Source organism: Corynebacterium sp. 21KM1197, from assembly GCF_033783015.1.
Taxonomy (GTDB): domain Bacteria; phylum Actinomycetota; class Actinomycetes; order Mycobacteriales; family Mycobacteriaceae; genus Corynebacterium.
Map to the genome: position 1 here is coordinate 2,015,530 of NZ_CP123907.1, position 14,006 is coordinate 2,029,535.

Annotated in this window: 14 protein-coding genes and 1 pseudogene; 4 read left to right on the plus strand and 11 right to left on the minus strand. The window is 65.8% G+C overall.

Going from position 1 to position 14,006, the window contains the following annotated elements:
• Positions 1–2 precede the first annotated feature (2 nt).
• The 7 genes and pseudogenes from cysS to OLW90_RS09830 all read right to left on the minus strand — a co-directional run bounded on the left by cysS (position 3) and on the right by OLW90_RS09830 (position 6,636).
• A complete protein-coding gene (gene cysS, locus OLW90_RS09800; RefSeq protein ID WP_319649907.1) occupies positions 3–1,391 on the minus strand; it encodes a cysteine--tRNA ligase in 1,389 nt (462 codons plus the stop codon).
• A 25-nt stretch (positions 1,392–1,416) separates the two neighbouring features.
• Positions 1,417–2,193 (minus strand): glucosamine-6-phosphate deaminase, encoded by a 777-nt coding sequence (gene nagB / locus OLW90_RS09805; RefSeq protein WP_319649908.1) that lies wholly within the window; start codon positions 2,191–2,193, stop codon positions 1,417–1,419.
• 48 nt (positions 2,194–2,241) lie between these two features.
• Entirely contained in the window at positions 2,242–3,438 is a 1,197-nt protein-coding gene (locus OLW90_RS09810) for an N-acetylglucosamine-6-phosphate deacetylase (RefSeq protein WP_319649909.1), read from the minus strand.
• Between the two features lie 57 nt (positions 3,439–3,495).
• The gene (locus tag OLW90_RS09815; RefSeq protein ID WP_319649910.1) at positions 3,496–4,254 is read right to left on the minus strand and encodes a FadR/GntR family transcriptional regulator; all 759 of its coding nucleotides are present in this window, start codon (positions 4,252–4,254) and stop codon (positions 3,496–3,498) included.
• A gap of 450 nt (positions 4,255–4,704) precedes the next feature.
• A complete protein-coding gene (ispF, locus tag OLW90_RS09820; RefSeq protein ID WP_319651876.1) occupies positions 4,705–5,220 on the minus strand; it encodes a 2-C-methyl-D-erythritol 2,4-cyclodiphosphate synthase in 516 nt (171 codons plus the stop codon).
• Between the two features lie 71 nt (positions 5,221–5,291).
• A pseudogene (gene ispD / locus OLW90_RS09825) lies at positions 5,292–6,059 on the minus strand (2-C-methyl-D-erythritol 4-phosphate cytidylyltransferase); the annotation flags it as partial.
• Complete coding sequence (locus OLW90_RS09830) at positions 6,043–6,636, minus strand: CarD family transcriptional regulator (RefSeq protein ID WP_319649912.1); 594 nt, start codon at positions 6,634–6,636, stop codon at positions 6,043–6,045. The pseudogene ispD and the gene OLW90_RS09830, both read right to left, overlap by 17 nt.
• Positions 6,637–6,879: 243 nt before the next feature.
• Between OLW90_RS09830 and OLW90_RS09835 the strand changes: the two genes are divergently transcribed.
• Positions 6,880–7,476 carry a hypothetical protein gene (locus tag OLW90_RS09835; protein WP_319649913.1) on the plus strand — a complete coding sequence of 199 codons (597 nt, stop codon included), beginning with the start codon at positions 6,880–6,882 and terminating at the stop codon, positions 7,474–7,476.
• Positions 7,477–7,558: 82 nt separating this feature from the next.
• Positions 7,559–9,019 carry a DNA repair protein RadA gene (gene radA, locus OLW90_RS09840; RefSeq protein WP_319649914.1) on the plus strand — a complete coding sequence of 487 codons (1,461 nt, stop codon included), beginning with the start codon at positions 7,559–7,561 and terminating at the stop codon, positions 9,017–9,019.
• 3 nt (positions 9,020–9,022) lie between these two features.
• On the opposite strand, the gene OLW90_RS09845 is transcribed toward radA, so the two are convergent.
• From OLW90_RS09845 to OLW90_RS09855, 3 genes are read right to left on the minus strand one after another with little or no spacing between them, the layout of a single operon-like run.
• Complete coding sequence (locus OLW90_RS09845) at positions 9,023–9,748, minus strand: hypothetical protein (RefSeq protein ID WP_319649915.1); 726 nt, start codon at positions 9,746–9,748, stop codon at positions 9,023–9,025.
• Positions 9,749–9,799: 51 nt separating this feature from the next.
• Positions 9,800–10,537, minus strand: a complete 738-nt coding sequence (locus tag OLW90_RS09850; RefSeq protein ID WP_319649916.1) for a YoaK family protein — start codon at positions 10,535–10,537, stop codon at positions 9,800–9,802.
• Positions 10,538–10,541: 4 nt separating this feature from the next.
• On the minus strand, positions 10,542–11,162 hold the full coding sequence (locus OLW90_RS09855) for a carbonic anhydrase (protein WP_319649917.1): 621 nt from the start codon (positions 11,160–11,162) through the stop codon (positions 10,542–10,544).
• Positions 11,163–11,202: 40 nt separating this feature from the next.
• Here OLW90_RS09855 and OLW90_RS09860 point away from each other — a divergent pair, with 40 nt between their 5' ends.
• Positions 11,203–12,072 carry an A/G-specific adenine glycosylase gene (locus OLW90_RS09860; RefSeq protein WP_319649918.1) on the plus strand — a complete coding sequence of 290 codons (870 nt, stop codon included), beginning with the start codon at positions 11,203–11,205 and terminating at the stop codon, positions 12,070–12,072.
• A gap of 126 nt (positions 12,073–12,198) precedes the next feature.
• Positions 12,199–13,587, plus strand: coding sequence for an ATP-binding protein (locus tag OLW90_RS09865; protein ID WP_319649919.1), 1,389 nt, complete (start codon positions 12,199–12,201; stop codon positions 13,585–13,587).
• A gap of 107 nt (positions 13,588–13,694) precedes the next feature.
• Here the strand turns inward: OLW90_RS09865 and OLW90_RS09870 are convergent, their stop codons facing one another.
• Complete coding sequence (locus OLW90_RS09870; RefSeq protein ID WP_082422292.1) at positions 13,695–13,868, minus strand: DUF4236 domain-containing protein; 174 nt, start codon at positions 13,866–13,868, stop codon at positions 13,695–13,697.
• Positions 13,869–14,006: the final 138 nt, after the last annotated feature.

Sequence of the window (14,006 nt, forward strand, 5' to 3'; positions counted from 1 at the left end):
TCTCAGCGTTCCTTGAGCGCCCACTGCGCGCCCTCGGGGGTGTCGGTGACCTCGATGCCTGCGGCGGCCAGACGATCGCGCACCTCGTCGGCCACGGTCCAGTTCTTCTCCACGCGGGCCTGGGCGCGCCGCTGTAATTCCGCTTGCACCAGAATATCCAAGGCCGCGTGCGCCGTCTCGCCGGTGTCGGTGTTCTCGGCCCAGTCGTAAGGATCCACGCCCAGCACGCTCGTCATGGCGCGCACCTGGGAACCGATCTCGCGGGCGCGATCCTCCTCCCCGGCCGCCAGGGCGGAGTTCCCGGCGCGCACGGCGGTGTGGATCTCCGCCAGGGCGCGGGGCACGGAGAGGTCCTCGTTCATGGCGGCGTCGAAGGCTTCCGGCCGGGTGCCCAGGGGCACCTCGCCCAGGCGGTGCAGGAAGTCCTCGATGCGACGGTACCCGGCGGCAGCCTCGTGCAGGGCGGCCTCCGAGTATTCCAGCACGCTGCGGTAATGGGCGCTGCCCAGGTAATAGCGCAGTTCCACGGGGCGCACCAGGGTGAGGATGTGCGGCACGGAGAGCACGTTGCCCAGGGACTTGGACATCTTCTCTCCCGACATGGTCACCCAGTGATTATGCAACCAGTAGCGGGCAAAGCCGTCCCCGGCGGCGTGAGACTGCGCGGCCTCGTTCTCGTGGTGCGGGAATTGCAGGTCAAGCCCGCCGCAGTGAATATCGAACTCCCCGCCCAGGTAGTAGGTGGCCATCGCGGAGCATTCCAGGTGCCAGCCGGGGCGACCCTCGCCCCACGGCGTGGGCCAGGCGGGCTCGCCAGGCTTGGCGGCCTTCCACAGGGCGAAGTCCCGGGGGCTGCGTTTGCCATAGCAATCCGTCTCGCCCTGCTCCATCTCCTCTACGCGGTTGCCGGAGAGAGCGCCGTAATCGGAGCCCTCGGCGGCAGCCCAGGCGGCCACGTCGAAGTACACGGAGCCCTCGGCGGGGTAGGCAAAGCCGGCGTCGATAAGCCGCTGCATGTACCCCACCATCTGGGTGACGTGCCCGGTGGCGCGCGGCTCCACCGAGGGGGGCAACACGCCGAGGGTGTTATACGCCCAGGTGAACTCGCGCTCGTAGGTGCTCACCCATTCCCACCAGGGGCGGCCGTGCTCGGCGGCCTTGGTGAGGATCTTGTCATCAATATCGGTGACGTTGCGGACAAAGGCTACGTCATAGCCCTGGGCGCTCAGCCAGCGGCGCAGAATGTCAAAGGCCACGCCGGAGCGCACGTGCCCGATGTGCGGCTGGGCCTGGGGAGTGGCCCCACACAGGTACACGCTGGCCTTGCCTTCGCGCAGGGGGGTGAACTCCCGCAGGCTGCGGGTACCGGTGTCATAGAGGCTTAAAGTCACGCCTCTTAGTGTAACTCCCCGCAGGTTAATAGCGTTGCCAGGTGGGCTTGTGCTCCTCCACGTAGCGGTAGTAGGGGGCGTCGGCAAGCAGCGCGGCGGCCTCCGCGTCCACCAGCACCGTGGCGTGGCGGTGCCATTGCAGTATCGACGCCGGGCAGGACGCCGCGAGCGGGCCCTCCACCAAGCGCTGCACGGCCTCGGCCTTGCGCGATCCGGTGGCCAGCAGCAGGAGGTGCCGGGCGCGCTGGATCGTGCCCAACCCCTGGGTAATCACCTGGTGCGGCACCTGCTCGGGGGCGTCGAAGAAGCGGGAGTTATCCGCCACCGTCTGCGGGTGCAGGGTCTTGATCCTGGTCAGCGAGTTAAGCGAACTTCCCGGCTCGTTGAAGCCGATGTGCCCGTTGGTGCCCACGCCCAGCAGTTGCAGGTCCACGCCCCCGGCGGCCTCGATGTCCCGCTCATAATCGGCCGTGGCCCGGATCAGATCCTCCGCCATGCCGGCCGGGGAATGAACGTGTTCATCGGGGACGTCCACCTGCGCGGTGAACTCCCGGCGAATGGTGGCGTGATAACTCTGCGGGTGGTCATAGGGCAGGCCGATGTACTCATCGAGCAGGAACATCTGGGTCTGGGCAAAGCTCAGGCCCTCCTCCCGGTGGCGGCGGATCAACTCGCGGTACGTGGCCAGCGGTGTCGAGCCGGTGGAAAGCCCCAGGGTAGAACCCTCGCGCACGTATCCGGCGATGATAGTGGCGGCCTGCTCGGCCACCTCCTGCGGGGTATTCCTAATGAGGATTTCCATGTTCCCGCTCCTTCCCTCGGTTCCTCCTACTGCCCCTCATTCTTACCGCTATTTCCGCCGCGCCGCTTGCCCGCTTTCCTCCGCCCCGCTTTCCTCCGCGCCATCGCGGCAGCGCTCACCGCCTCGCCACACCTCCGCCACTTCCCCCTGTGCGTCCAGAGCCACGAACGTCGCGGGCATGCCGCCGCGCAGATCCCCGGCGCTCTCCGTCATACCCAGCACCCGGGCCGCGTGCGCTGAGGTCAGGCGCACCGCCGCTACCGCCCCGTGGCGGCGCTGGTAGTTCCAGAACTGCCGCGCCAGGGTGCTCGTGCCCCCGGCGATCACCCCCGGCTCCCCGCCCTCGGTGCGCAGGCGCGCCACCGCCTCGCGCACCTCCACCCGCAGCGGCCCCAACTGGTATTCGCCATCCGGCATACCGGCGGCCTCCATCGCGTCGGTCACCGCCAGGGCGTGCTCGGGTGCGGCGGCGGTGACCATATCCACGGTCGCATCACTCAGGTGCACCCCATCGGCGATCAATTCCACCCACGCCTCCCCGCGCGCGGCCGCCTCGATCAGCGCCGCCACCGGCCCCGGTGCCCGGTGGTGCAGCGGCGGCATACCGTTAAACAGGTGCGTGGCCGTGACCGTCACCCCACGATCCCGCGCATACGCCAGTATTCCCCGCACCTCCTCCGCGCTGGCGTCCGTGTGCCCGAGCGAGGCGATAATCCCGTACTCCGCGCACACCTCCACCAGCTCTCGCGCCCGCGCGGTCTCCGGGGCGAAGGTGATCTGCCGGACCGTGCTTTTCGACGCCGCGACGAGCCGCCGCAGCATGTCCGGGTCCCCCGGCTGAATACGACTAGGGGCCTGCGCCCCGCACCGCGCGGCATTGATAAAGGGCCCCTCCAGGTGAATCCCCTGCAATTCCCCCTGCTCCACCAACTCCCGCAGCACGCCCACCTGGCGGCTCAGTTCCCGCTCCGTGCCGGAAACCAGGCTCGCCAGCATGGTGGTGGTGCCCTGGGCACGGTGAAAACGCACCGCGCGCAGACATTCCTCCGCGCTGCCGGTGGGGAAGGCACCCCGAAAACCCCCGTGATTGTGCAGATCCACCAGGCCGGGAATCACCGTCATCGCTTCCTGGGGCGCCGGGCCGGGGAGTTCCTCGATCCCCGCGATGCGCCCGCCCTCCCAGGTGAGGCGCGCGTGGGGGTATTCCCGCTGGGCCGTCACAATGCGACCCCTTAACTCATTCATGATCGCACTCTAGCCCACCGGGCGGTTTATCCCCGTTCCCCTGCCTATTCGGCCTGCTTACTCGGCCTTGTCCGCGCCCTCGGCGGACTCCCCCTTGGTAAAGCCGCGCTCCTTTGCCTGCTGGAGGATCATAGTGCGCAGCGGCGCATAGTGCTGGCGCACCGCCTCCTCATAGGCCAGGACGTCCCCCTCGTGCAGAGCGTCCAGAATCTGAAGGTGAGCGTTCACCGTGTGCTGCACGTTCTCGCTGCTATCCAGGCCCAATTCCGGGGCCACCACCGCGTGCACTCGGCGGAACACCTCGGTGAGTTCCTGGATCAGGGGGTTGGACACCTTGGCCATGAGTTGATTGTGGAACTCCTGGTCACGGGCCGTAAAGGGTTCATCGCCCTCGCGCTGCTGGGTCATGGTCTCCGCCAGGGCGCGGAGCTTGGCCTCAGTCTCCTCGTCCAGGGCATCAATAAGCTGACGGCCCAGGGAAATATCCAGGGCCTCGCGGGCGTCCACCAGGGATAACAACCCATCGAAACTGCGTTCCGCCTCCAACACCGTGCGGAAGATTAGGCCATTGACCAGCGGCTCCAGGGACATCTGGGAAACGTACGTGCCGTAGCCGTGGCGCACCTCCACGATGTCCAGGGTAGCCAGGATTCGCATGGCCTCGCGGATGGAAGAGCGAGAGTATCCAAGCTGGTCGCACAGCGTTGCCTCGGAGGGCAATACATCACCAGGGGCTAACTGGTTGGAACGGATGTATTCCTTAATGCCTTCCATCGCCGTCAGGGCGGCAGAAGGAGTCCTGGCGTGCAGGGTCATGGGCATATGCTTAACACTCTTTCGCTTACTCGCGGCGCCGGGCCCAAGGGGTGGTGGACAGCAGCGACCGCCTAATCAGATGTCTGACGCTATACGTTAAGCATAACGGAAGAAGTAAATTAGCACCACCTTTGCTAAGAAACGCCCCCCCCCCTGATTCCGGGGCCGCGACCCCAAGGTGGAGGGCCAGACAGGAAAGCCTCCCGCAACCATACCACTCGGAATCATCGCAGGTCAGAATGGGTGACATGAGAGGCTTTCCCCCCTCACGGCGGCGCGGAGCACACGCGACCCAGAGCGGTAGCCCCTCCACCGAACCGAATATTAAGGCCACCCACCCGGCCCCCGCCGCCGCCACGCGTCCTCAAAAACACGCCCGAACGCCCCGATTGTTACGCCACCTAGGCAACGCGAAATCTCCGTTTTGCCGGATTGTGCAACAATATATTTTCACTTCCTGCGCCTAAGAAACCCACAAAATCCCTCGCGGTTTTTAGGCTTTTCCCACACCACCGCCGTGGCCACAGCGGCGCGACCCTCACCACGCCCGGTAAACCCCATGTGATCGGTGGTGGTGGCGGAGACGGACACCGGGGCCCCCACCGCCTCGGAGAGCACCCGCTGCGCCTCCTCCCGGCGCGGCCCCATCTTGGGGGTCTGCCCCACCATCTGCACCGCGGCGTTGCCCACCGCGTACCCGGCGCGCTCTATCTCCGCCACGGCCTCGCGCAGTATCCGCACGCCCGAGGCCCCCTCATACTCCGGGCGCCCCACCCCCACCAGGGTTCCGATGTCACCCAGACCCGCCGCCGAAAGCAAGGCGTCCACGAGGGCGTGGCTCACCACGTCGCCATCGGAGTGCCCCTCGCAGCCGTCCGCGTCCGGGAATAGCAGCCCGGCGATGTAACAGGGCTTGCCGCGCTCGATCTGATGAGCGTCCGTACCAATACCCACGCGGGGGATGATCACGAGGTTCCTCCTGGTTGGTTCTCCGTGGGTGCTTGCCTCTCCGCAGGCGCCGCACCCTGGGTGTTGCTCCCCGGCACGTCAAAGACCGTGGGTTCCGCCTCGTCCACGATGGTGCGGGCCAGCATCATGTCCAAAGGAGTGGTCACTTTGAAGGCCATCGGATCACCGGGCACGCAGGTGACCGGGTACCCCCGCCATTCCAGCAGCGAGGCATCGTCGGTGGCCTCAAAGCCGGGATTCTCCTCCGCAAAGTAGGCCAGGTTGGCCGCCCGCAGCGTCGCTAAGTCAAAGCCCTGGGGGGTCTGCACGGCGCGCAGCAGCGCCCGCGCGGGGGTTCCCACCACCGCCGAGCCCGAGGGGGAATCAATCCGCTTGATCGTATCGGCCACCGGGAGCACCGGGATCACGCCCACGTTCCCGGCCAGCACCGAACGGGCCACCCTGGCCACCAGGCCGGGCGGGGTGAGCGCTCGGGCGGAATCATGAATGAGCACCACGCCCTCGGCGGCGTCGATAGCTTGGAGACCCTGCCACACGGAATCGGCGCGCTCCCCGCCGCCGTGCACCAGGCGCACGGGCACCTCACCATTGCGCAGGAGGCCCCGGCGCTCCAGCAGATCGGCGGCGTAGGATTCCATGTCCGGGCTGATCAGCACGATGATCTCATCGACCACCCCGGAGGTAATCATCGCCGTGATGGAACGCTCCACTAAGGAGCGCTGGCGCAGGGTCACAAAGGCCTTGGGGATCGAGGCCCCCAGGCGCGTGCCCTTACCGGCAGCCGCAATCAGGGCGGTGACCCTGCGGCTGCGGTGGGAATTAGTCCTCGTCCTCATCATCGAAGTTGAGGTCATCGAGGTTTACGTCGAGGTCATCGTCCTTGACCTCCGCGTCCGTGGTGGAGATACCGGCGGCCTCCTTGTGGCGCTTGATCGCCTCGTCCACCTCGTTGAGGAAGGCATCGGCCTTTTCCTTATCCTCCGTGTCCGCCAGGGCGATCTCCCCCACCAGGATCTGGCGCGCCTTGGCCAGCATGCGCTTCTCGCCAGCGGAAAGGCCGCGATCCTGATCGCGCCGCCACAGGTCGCGCACCACCTCGGCCACCTTGTTCACATCGCCCGAGGCCAGGCGCTCCTGGTTGGCCTTGTACCGGCGGGACCAGTTGCCGGCCTCCTCCACGTCCGTCTCGCGCAACATGCCAAAGACCATGCGCAGGCCCTCATCGCCCACCACATCGCGCACGCCCACCAGCTCGGCGTTCTTGATGGGCACGCGCACCACGAGGTCGGATTGGTTGATCTTGAGGACGAGGTACTCTAGCGTCTCTCCGCCGATCTCGCGCTGCTCGATATTCTCGATAACGGCGGCACCGTGGTGCGGGTAAACAACGACGTCCCCGACCTTGAAATCCATTCCCCACTCCTTGAGGTCACTGAGGTAAACACGCGAGCACAGTTGCGCCCCAGCACCAAGCGATCCCCATGCGAGGATTCCCGGCGAGGGCATAGCAGGTACACCATGCTACCACGCTCGCCGCGCGGCCACCGGCTCATTCCTCCGCACAATGGATACCCCCTGCCTACCTCACTCAACTAGGACAGGCCTGTGAGAACGGCTAGGGTGGAATATATTAACTGTGTTTTTCCGCAAGATCGCATGGAGGACAATCCCGTGAAGCCCCTGAAGTCCGCCGCCCGGCGCGGCGGTGTCGTCTCCGCTGCCGCCCTTTCCGCGCTCCTGCTGGCTTCCTGCTCCGCAGGCCAGGTAACGCAGACCTCGGATCAGGTTGCCGCCGTCGATGGTGCCAGCACCGACAGCGAGGACGAGGCCGTGGCTCTGCGCGATGTCACCGTGATCGTGGCCGATTCCGGTGAGGCCGCCCTCAAGTTCACCGCCATCAACCAGGACACCAACCAGGCACCCCACCGCCTGCAAAGCGTGAGCGTGAACGGCAAGCCGGTGCGCGTGGAGCAAACCCCGGAAATCAAGCCCGGGTGCAGCCTGGTGGCGGACTCCGCCGCCGGTATCGCCGATCTCAACAAGGACGCCAACGCCGGGTGCATCGACTACACCTCCACCTCCCTGGACAACGATAACTTCGCCCCCGGTGGCAACGCCGAGGTGCAGTTCGTGTTCGATAACGGCACCGTCCCCGTCACCGCCACCATCTCCGCTCCGAACCTGGACTCCGGCACCGTGACCCGTGACTTTGACCGCTACGGCGAGCACGGCAAGCCGCACGAGGAGCACTAAGGGGCGTATCGACGCCCCTCATGTTCGAATGATGGGTGGCACCGAGGGGCGTCGCCACGGGGTTGTTCTAGTGTTCTAGAGCATGGCGAAAAAACCACGCAGCCTCCACACCTGCACGGAGTGTGGCTATTCCTCCCCCAAGTGGCTGGGCCGCTGCCCCGAGTGCGGGGCCTGGGGCTCCATGCAGGAATCCGCCCCACCGCTGAGCGCCGCCGGGGCGGCACGGGGGCGTGGGGGAACGCTCGGCGGAGGCGTCGGCAAGCAGGGTGCCGCCACCGGCCTCACGCCCACCTCCCCCGCCGCCCCCATGACCACCATCAGCGCGAATACCACGCGCACCATTCCCACCGGGATCGGGGAACTTGATCGCGTGCTGGGCAGCGGGATCGTCCCCGGCTCCGTGGTGCTCATGGCCGGGGAGCCGGGCGTGGGCAAGTCCACCCTGCTCTTAGAAGTGGCCGCCCGCTGGGCCGCACAGCCCACGGACGGGGCCGAGCAGAAAACCCGCACCGCCCTCTACGTCACCGCCGAGGAATCCGTGGGGCAGGTGCGGCTGCGCGCCGAGCGCACCGGGGCGGTGCGCGATACCCTCTACCTGGCGGCGGAGCCCAACCTGGACGTGGTGTTCGGGCACGTTCACCAGGTCAAGCCCTCCCTGCTCATCGTGGACTCCGTGCAAACCATGCAGGCAGATGGGGTGGAGGGCGTGGCCGGGGGCGTGGCGCAATCCCGGGCGGTAACCGCCGCCCTGACCACCCTGGCCAAGACCACCGGAATCCCCATCTTGCTGGTGGGGCACGTGACCAAGGACGGCAACGTAGCCGGGCCGCGCGTGCTGGAGCACCTGGTGGACGTGGTGCTCAACTTCGAGGGGGATCGCCATTCCAGCCTGCGCATGCTGCGCGGCATCAAGAACCGCTTTGGGGCCACGGACGAGGTGGGCTGCTTTGAGCAGACCGCCGAGGGGATCCGCGAGGTACCCGATCCCTCTGGGTTGTTCCTCTCCCACCGGGATCACACCCCGGACGGTTCTGCGGTGACGGTGGCGATGGACGGCGTGCGCCCCATTCTGGCGGAGGTGCAATCTCTGGCCGTGGACTCCCCGGCCAAGAACCCCCGCCGCGTGGTCACCGGCCTGGACTCCGCGCGGGTACCGATGGTGCTGGCGGTGCTCACCGCCCGCGCCCAGATCAGCACCCACACCAAGGACGTGTACGTGGCCACGGTGGGAGGCATGAGGATCGGGGAGCCCGCCACGGACCTCGCGGTGGCGATGGCCACCGTGTCCACCATCGCGGAAAAGCCCCTGCCCGCCCGCACCGTGTTCATCGGGGAGGTGGGCCTGGCCGGGGAGTTGCGCCGCGTGCCCTCCCTGGAACGGCGCTTGCAAGAGGCCGCCCGGCTGGGATACGCCCGCGCGGTGGTGCCCGCCGGGGAGAAGATCGCGGTGCCCGGAATACGGATCAGCCCCGCGTCCACGCTGGCGGAGGCCATCGCGGCGGCGGGGCTGAACTCGGGCCGGAAAACCGAGCCGGAGGGATAAGAATCAGGCGAGGTTAAACGGCTGCGCCGGGGAGGCGTGTTTGCCGATCACCGCGTGTAGGTAATAGGAACCCGGCTCCACGGGGGTGCGGGCCTCGCACTGCTGGGGCGCGGACGAGGTGCGCGACCACACCGCCTCAAAGTGGCGCTCCTCCTTCTTGGGGAAGGAGCGCTTACCGGACCCCTCGGAGGGGTTGCAGTCCACGTCCGACCACACGCGGGAATTATCCGCCATGGAGTACACCTCAAAGCGCAGGGTCTCCCTGTCCAGGTCGATCTCACAATCCGCGGCGGTGGGGTTCTGCACCGTCATATAAAAGGTGGGCTTATCGCCCTGGCGGTAGTTGGCCTGCGAGGTGGAGGCCGTGATCTGAAGATCGTTGAGTTCGCAGGTGCGCTTGCCCGCGGCCGCCACGGTGGTGGGGGCGGCGCTGGGATCCTCGCTCTCATGTCCCTCCTCGGAGGGCTTCTCGGATTCCTCGGCCTCGCTCGCCTCGGCGGAATCCGTGGACTCCGGCGCGGAGGTTTCCGTTTCCGCGGCGGACTCCACTGCCGACGCCGCCGGGGCGGCGGTGCTGGTGGACGTGGACTGCTCCTCTTCGCTGCCGCCGCCGAATGCCACGGCGGCCCAGATCAGGGCGAATACCACCACGAGGACGATCACGGCGGCGGCCACGCGGCGTCGCACGTAGATCTCTTGGGGAAGGCGACCAGGTTGTTGCGTGCTCACGCCTTCCCACTCTATGCGTTATAGCCCCTCCGCGAGGGCAAACCACGCCGCTTAATGCTCGTCCTTGCGCAGGAAGGAATGATGATCCACCCGCCAGGTCACCGCCGTCATGCCCATCGCCCCGAGACTGAGCAGGAAAAGCGCGTTTTCCACCCCCTGGTGATAGAACGCCGTGCCACCCACCGCCGCGCCGCACACAAAGCCCAGGTACGTGGCCAGTTGCGGGAACCACATCCACCTTTGCTTCCCGGCCAGGTGCAGGGCTATGCCCTGGCCGATCTTCACCAACGTGCCCGTGACGTAGGAAAGGGGCATGACCACCTGGCCGCGCCTGCTGATCGAGGTGTTCAAAGCACCCAGGCCAAAGACCAGGAACAAGATGGGGATAAAGGTGAGGCCGTCCTCCTGGGTACCCAGCCAGAGATCGGAAAGAAAAGCCAGAATGATGGCGATGGTAGTGACCACCATCGCGCCGTGGCGGGCGTGCGACCACAGATAAATGCGCGCCAGGGTGGCGGTGAGCGCCCCGATGACAAAGACCACCACGGCACTCAGCGCGGCCAGGCCCGCCTCCGTGCTGCCCCGGATGGGTTCTAGCACCATGCGCTCGGTGTTTCCGGTCATAAAGGTGACGTACCACCCGGCGGAATAGATCCAGGCCGCCGCTCCCGTGGCCCCGGCCAGGCTGGCAAGCATGACGCCCAGGAAGAACTCCCGGAGGTTGTAGTACGGGGCCATGTAGTCATGGGTGCCGTTGAGGATTTCCCGCCACGCCTCTCCCCGATTCATGGCATCAACTCACCCCGTGCGTGGCCACGGTCTCCACGCGGCCGTCGGCAAGCATATACCGCAGGCCCACCACCCCGATCTCCCCCTGCGCTATCTGCTCGCGCAGGTGCGGGAGGCGATGCATGATCTGCCCTATGGTCTCCGTGACGTGAATCCGCTCGTAATCGCTCTTATCGTTGCGACCCTCCCGGCGCGCGGCCAGGATTGAGGGGGTCACTCGCTCCACCAGGATGCGTTGCCAGCCCTCCGGGATCGCTCCGTTATCCAGCGCGTTGGTGGCCGCCGCTACCGCGCCGCAACTCTCGTGGCCCATCACCACGATCAGCGGCACGTCCAGGCCGTCCACCGCGTACTCCAGGGAGGCCAGCACGGCGGGGTCGGTGATCTCGCCGGCGGTGCGGATCACAAAGAGGTCGCCAAAGCCGACGTCGAAAATCAGCTCCACGGGCACGCGCGAATCGGAGCACGCCAGCACCACCGCCGCCGGGTTCTGCCCCATGCGCAGGATCGCGCGACGATTATCGTCGCGGTTGGGATTCTTTTCCTGCGCCTCACAAAAACGCCTGTTACCTGCCTGAAGAGCCTCCCAAACGGTCTGCGGCGAGGCATGGGAATACAAAGTCATAATGTGAAACATATTACCCAAACCCGCCCCTTATACTGCGATGGTGACCACCCTCCAACACGACGTCATCGCCTGGTACCGCGCCCACGCCCGCGACCTCCCCTGGCGTGCGCCCGGCACCACGGCCTGGGAGGTGCTGCTCTCCGAGGTCATGAGCCAACAAACCCCCGTGGCGCGCGTGGCCCCCATCTGGGAACAGTGGCGGCGGCGCTGGCCCACCCCCGCAGACTTCGCCGACGCGGGCCGCGACGAGGTACTGCGCGCCTGGGGCCGCCTGGGCTATCCCCGCCGCGCACTGCGGCTCCACGAGTGCGCCGCCGAGATCGTCCGGCGCTTCGGCGGCGTGGTGCCCGACGAGGTGGAGGATCTGCTCAGCCTCCCCGGCATCGGGGAATACACCGCGCGCGCCGTGGCCTGCTTCCACTACGGCCGCAACGTGCCCGTGGTGGACACCAACGTGCGCCGCGTGTACCGCCGCGCCATTGAGGGCCGCTACCTCGCCGGAACCGCCTCAAAAAGGGAGCTTGCCCAGGTAGGCGCGCTGCTGCCGGAGCACGACGGCCCCACCTTCTCCGTGGGGCTCATGGAACTCGGCGCACTCGTGTGCACCGCTTCCTCCCCCTCCTGCGCTATCTGTCCGCTGCAAGCGCGTTGCGCCTGGGTGACCGCCGGGTGCCCGCAACCCAGCGCGGAGGAAAAGAAGCGCCGCCGGGTGCAAAAATACGAGGGCACCGACCGCCACGCACGCGGCACCATCATGGCCCTGCTGCGCGGCGCGGAATCCGTCACCCAGGAGCAGATCGACGTCGCCTGGCCCGACGCCGCCCAGCGCTCCCGCGCGCTGTTTGGTTTGCTTGACGACGGCCTCGCGGAGCAACGTGCCGACGGCACGTTCCGGCTGCCGCGTTGAGAAGTACTGGAAAGGGCTACTAGAAAACTACTGGAAAGCCGGGTTTCCAGTAGAAAGGGTAGCTCACCTGCGAGTTTCCCAGCTACTTGAAACTACTGGAAAAATTTTCCAGTAGAATTTGAAGGCATGGAAGACATATCTCTTGACCAGGTCACGACCCGCGCAGAGGACCAGTGGTTTGATCGGAAGTCTTTCGAGATCAAGCCAAAGGACCTCGCAAAAGCGCTCGTCGGCCTTGCCAACACCGAGGGAGGGATCATCGCCTGGGGGATCCGCGACTGCAAACTCCAGGGGATCCCTACCCCAGATCAAGACAACGCCATGCGCCAAGCCACCCTGGATTTCACCGATCCCACCGTGGAAGTGCGTTCCACCCGCCTCAGCGGAACCACCCCAGACGGCAAACCTGCGCAAGTGGTTCTACTCAAGGTGTCACCCAGCCCCCGGGTGCACTACCTCACCAACAGCGAATGTTGGCTGCGCGTGGGCGATGAGACCAAGCAACTCAAAAAAATTGAAGATATCCAAGAACTGGCCTACTCCAAGGGCGAGCGCACCCATGACTCCACCCCAGTAGCGAATACAAGCGTAAACGACATTGATCCTACCCTGTTACAGAAATACGCCAGCACCATTGGATCAAGCAGCGCCGACAATGCGCTGCAAGCGCGACACCTGCTCACCCGAGAAGACAGCGCAACCGTCGGGGCCATCCTCATGCTCGGCAAGGACCCCCAAGAGTTTTTCCCGCACGCCACGATACGGGTGCTGAAGTGGGCGGAAAAGGATCGCCACTACGGACGTAATCAACTGCTTGAGGCGGATCGTCATTTCACCGGCACCATCCCCTCCCAGATCGAGGAGGCAAGGAAGTACATCCTCTCCCTGCTCCCCCACACCTCCCGACTGGGGCGAGAGGGGGCATTCATCCGGGAACCCGTGGTACCCACTGACGCATGGCTGGAGGGGCTGGTCAACGCCGCCATCCATCGCTCGTACAGCCTCACCGGAGACCATATCCGTTTTGAGATCTACCCCGACCGCATAGAGATCACCAACCCCGGACGCTTTCCCGGCCTTGCAGACCCACGCGACCCGGAAAGCATTAGCCGCTTTGCCCGCAACCCCACCATCGCGCGCATGGCCTCCGAACTTCGCATCGGACAGGAACTTGGTGAGGGGATTCGCCGCATTTTCTCAGAAATGCGTGACGTAGGCTTCACTGACCCTGCTTACAGCCAGACCAACGGCACGGTCACCCTCCGGCTAGGCACTGCCCGAAGGGTAAGCGAACAGGACCTTGCTTCCCTCCCCACCGGAGCAGCAGCCATACTGACTGTCTTGCAACGAGCAGACACGCCACTCGGCACGGGCGACATCGCCACGATGGTTAACATGAGCAGGCCCTCCACCCGCAATGCCCTCACCGCCTTGCGAGACGCCGGATACATTACGTGGCAGGGGCAATCACCCCGCGATCCTCGCGCCACGTGGGCCATCAAGGACGCCCTCTAGGGCTACTAGAAAACTACTGGAAAGCCGGGTTTCCAGTAGAAAGGGCAGTTCACCTGCGAGTTTCCCAGCTACTTGAAACTACTGGAAAAATTTTCCAGTAGTTTTTTCTACTTCTTCCACCGCCCCCGGAAGTTCAGGCCACCGGGGAGATTCACCCAGAAGCCACCACGGCTATTCACCGTGATCGGCCCAATCTTGGTGGAGGCCGAGGCCCCCGAGCCGGAGACGTTGATCCAACTGTTCTTGCCCGTCTTTTTCCGCTTGCGGTACTGCAAACCCATCGCTGTTAGTTCCTCTCCTCTTAGCTGAGTACTCCGGCCAATCCTACCGAGATTCGGTGCCACCACCCCGCCGGTGCGGGAACGCAGTGGTGCTCAGGACTCACACAGTGGTGGGAAAAGGTACTTGCAGTGCGCTGT

What these genes read in the sequence shown, in the direction of transcription:
- nagB (WP_319649908.1), bottom strand. Translation starts at nt 2,193, where the DNA reads ATGGAAATCCTCATTAGGAATACCCCGCAGGAGGTGGCCGAGCAGGCC.
- OLW90_RS09810 (WP_319649909.1), bottom strand. Translation starts at nt 3,438, where the DNA reads ATGAATGAGTTAAGGGGTCGCATTGTGACGGCCCAGCGGGAATACCCC.
- OLW90_RS09815 (WP_319649910.1), bottom strand. Translation starts at nt 4,254, where the DNA reads ATGACCCTGCACGCCAGGACTCCTTCTGCCGCCCTGACGGCGATGGAA.
- OLW90_RS09830 (WP_319649912.1), bottom strand. Translation starts at nt 6,636, where the DNA reads ATGGATTTCAAGGTCGGGGACGTCGTTGTTTACCCGCACCACGGTGCC.
- OLW90_RS09835 (WP_319649913.1), top strand. Translation starts at nt 6,880, where the DNA reads ATGGAGGACAATCCCGTGAAGCCCCTGAAGTCCGCCGCCCGGCGCGGC.
- radA (WP_319649914.1), top strand. Translation starts at nt 7,559, where the DNA reads ATGGCGAAAAAACCACGCAGCCTCCACACCTGCACGGAGTGTGGCTAT.
- OLW90_RS09850 (WP_319649916.1), bottom strand. Translation starts at nt 10,537, where the DNA reads ATGAATCGGGGAGAGGCGTGGCGGGAAATCCTCAACGGCACCCATGAC.
- OLW90_RS09855 (WP_319649917.1), bottom strand. Translation starts at nt 11,162, where the DNA reads ATGACTTTGTATTCCCATGCCTCGCCGCAGACCGTTTGGGAGGCTCTT.
- OLW90_RS09860 (WP_319649918.1), top strand. Translation starts at nt 11,203, where the DNA reads ATGGTGACCACCCTCCAACACGACGTCATCGCCTGGTACCGCGCCCAC.
- OLW90_RS09865 (WP_319649919.1), top strand. Translation starts at nt 12,199, where the DNA reads ATGGAAGACATATCTCTTGACCAGGTCACGACCCGCGCAGAGGACCAG.
- OLW90_RS09870 (WP_082422292.1), bottom strand. Translation starts at nt 13,868, where the DNA reads ATGGGTTTGCAGTACCGCAAGCGGAAAAAGACGGGCAAGAACAGTTGG.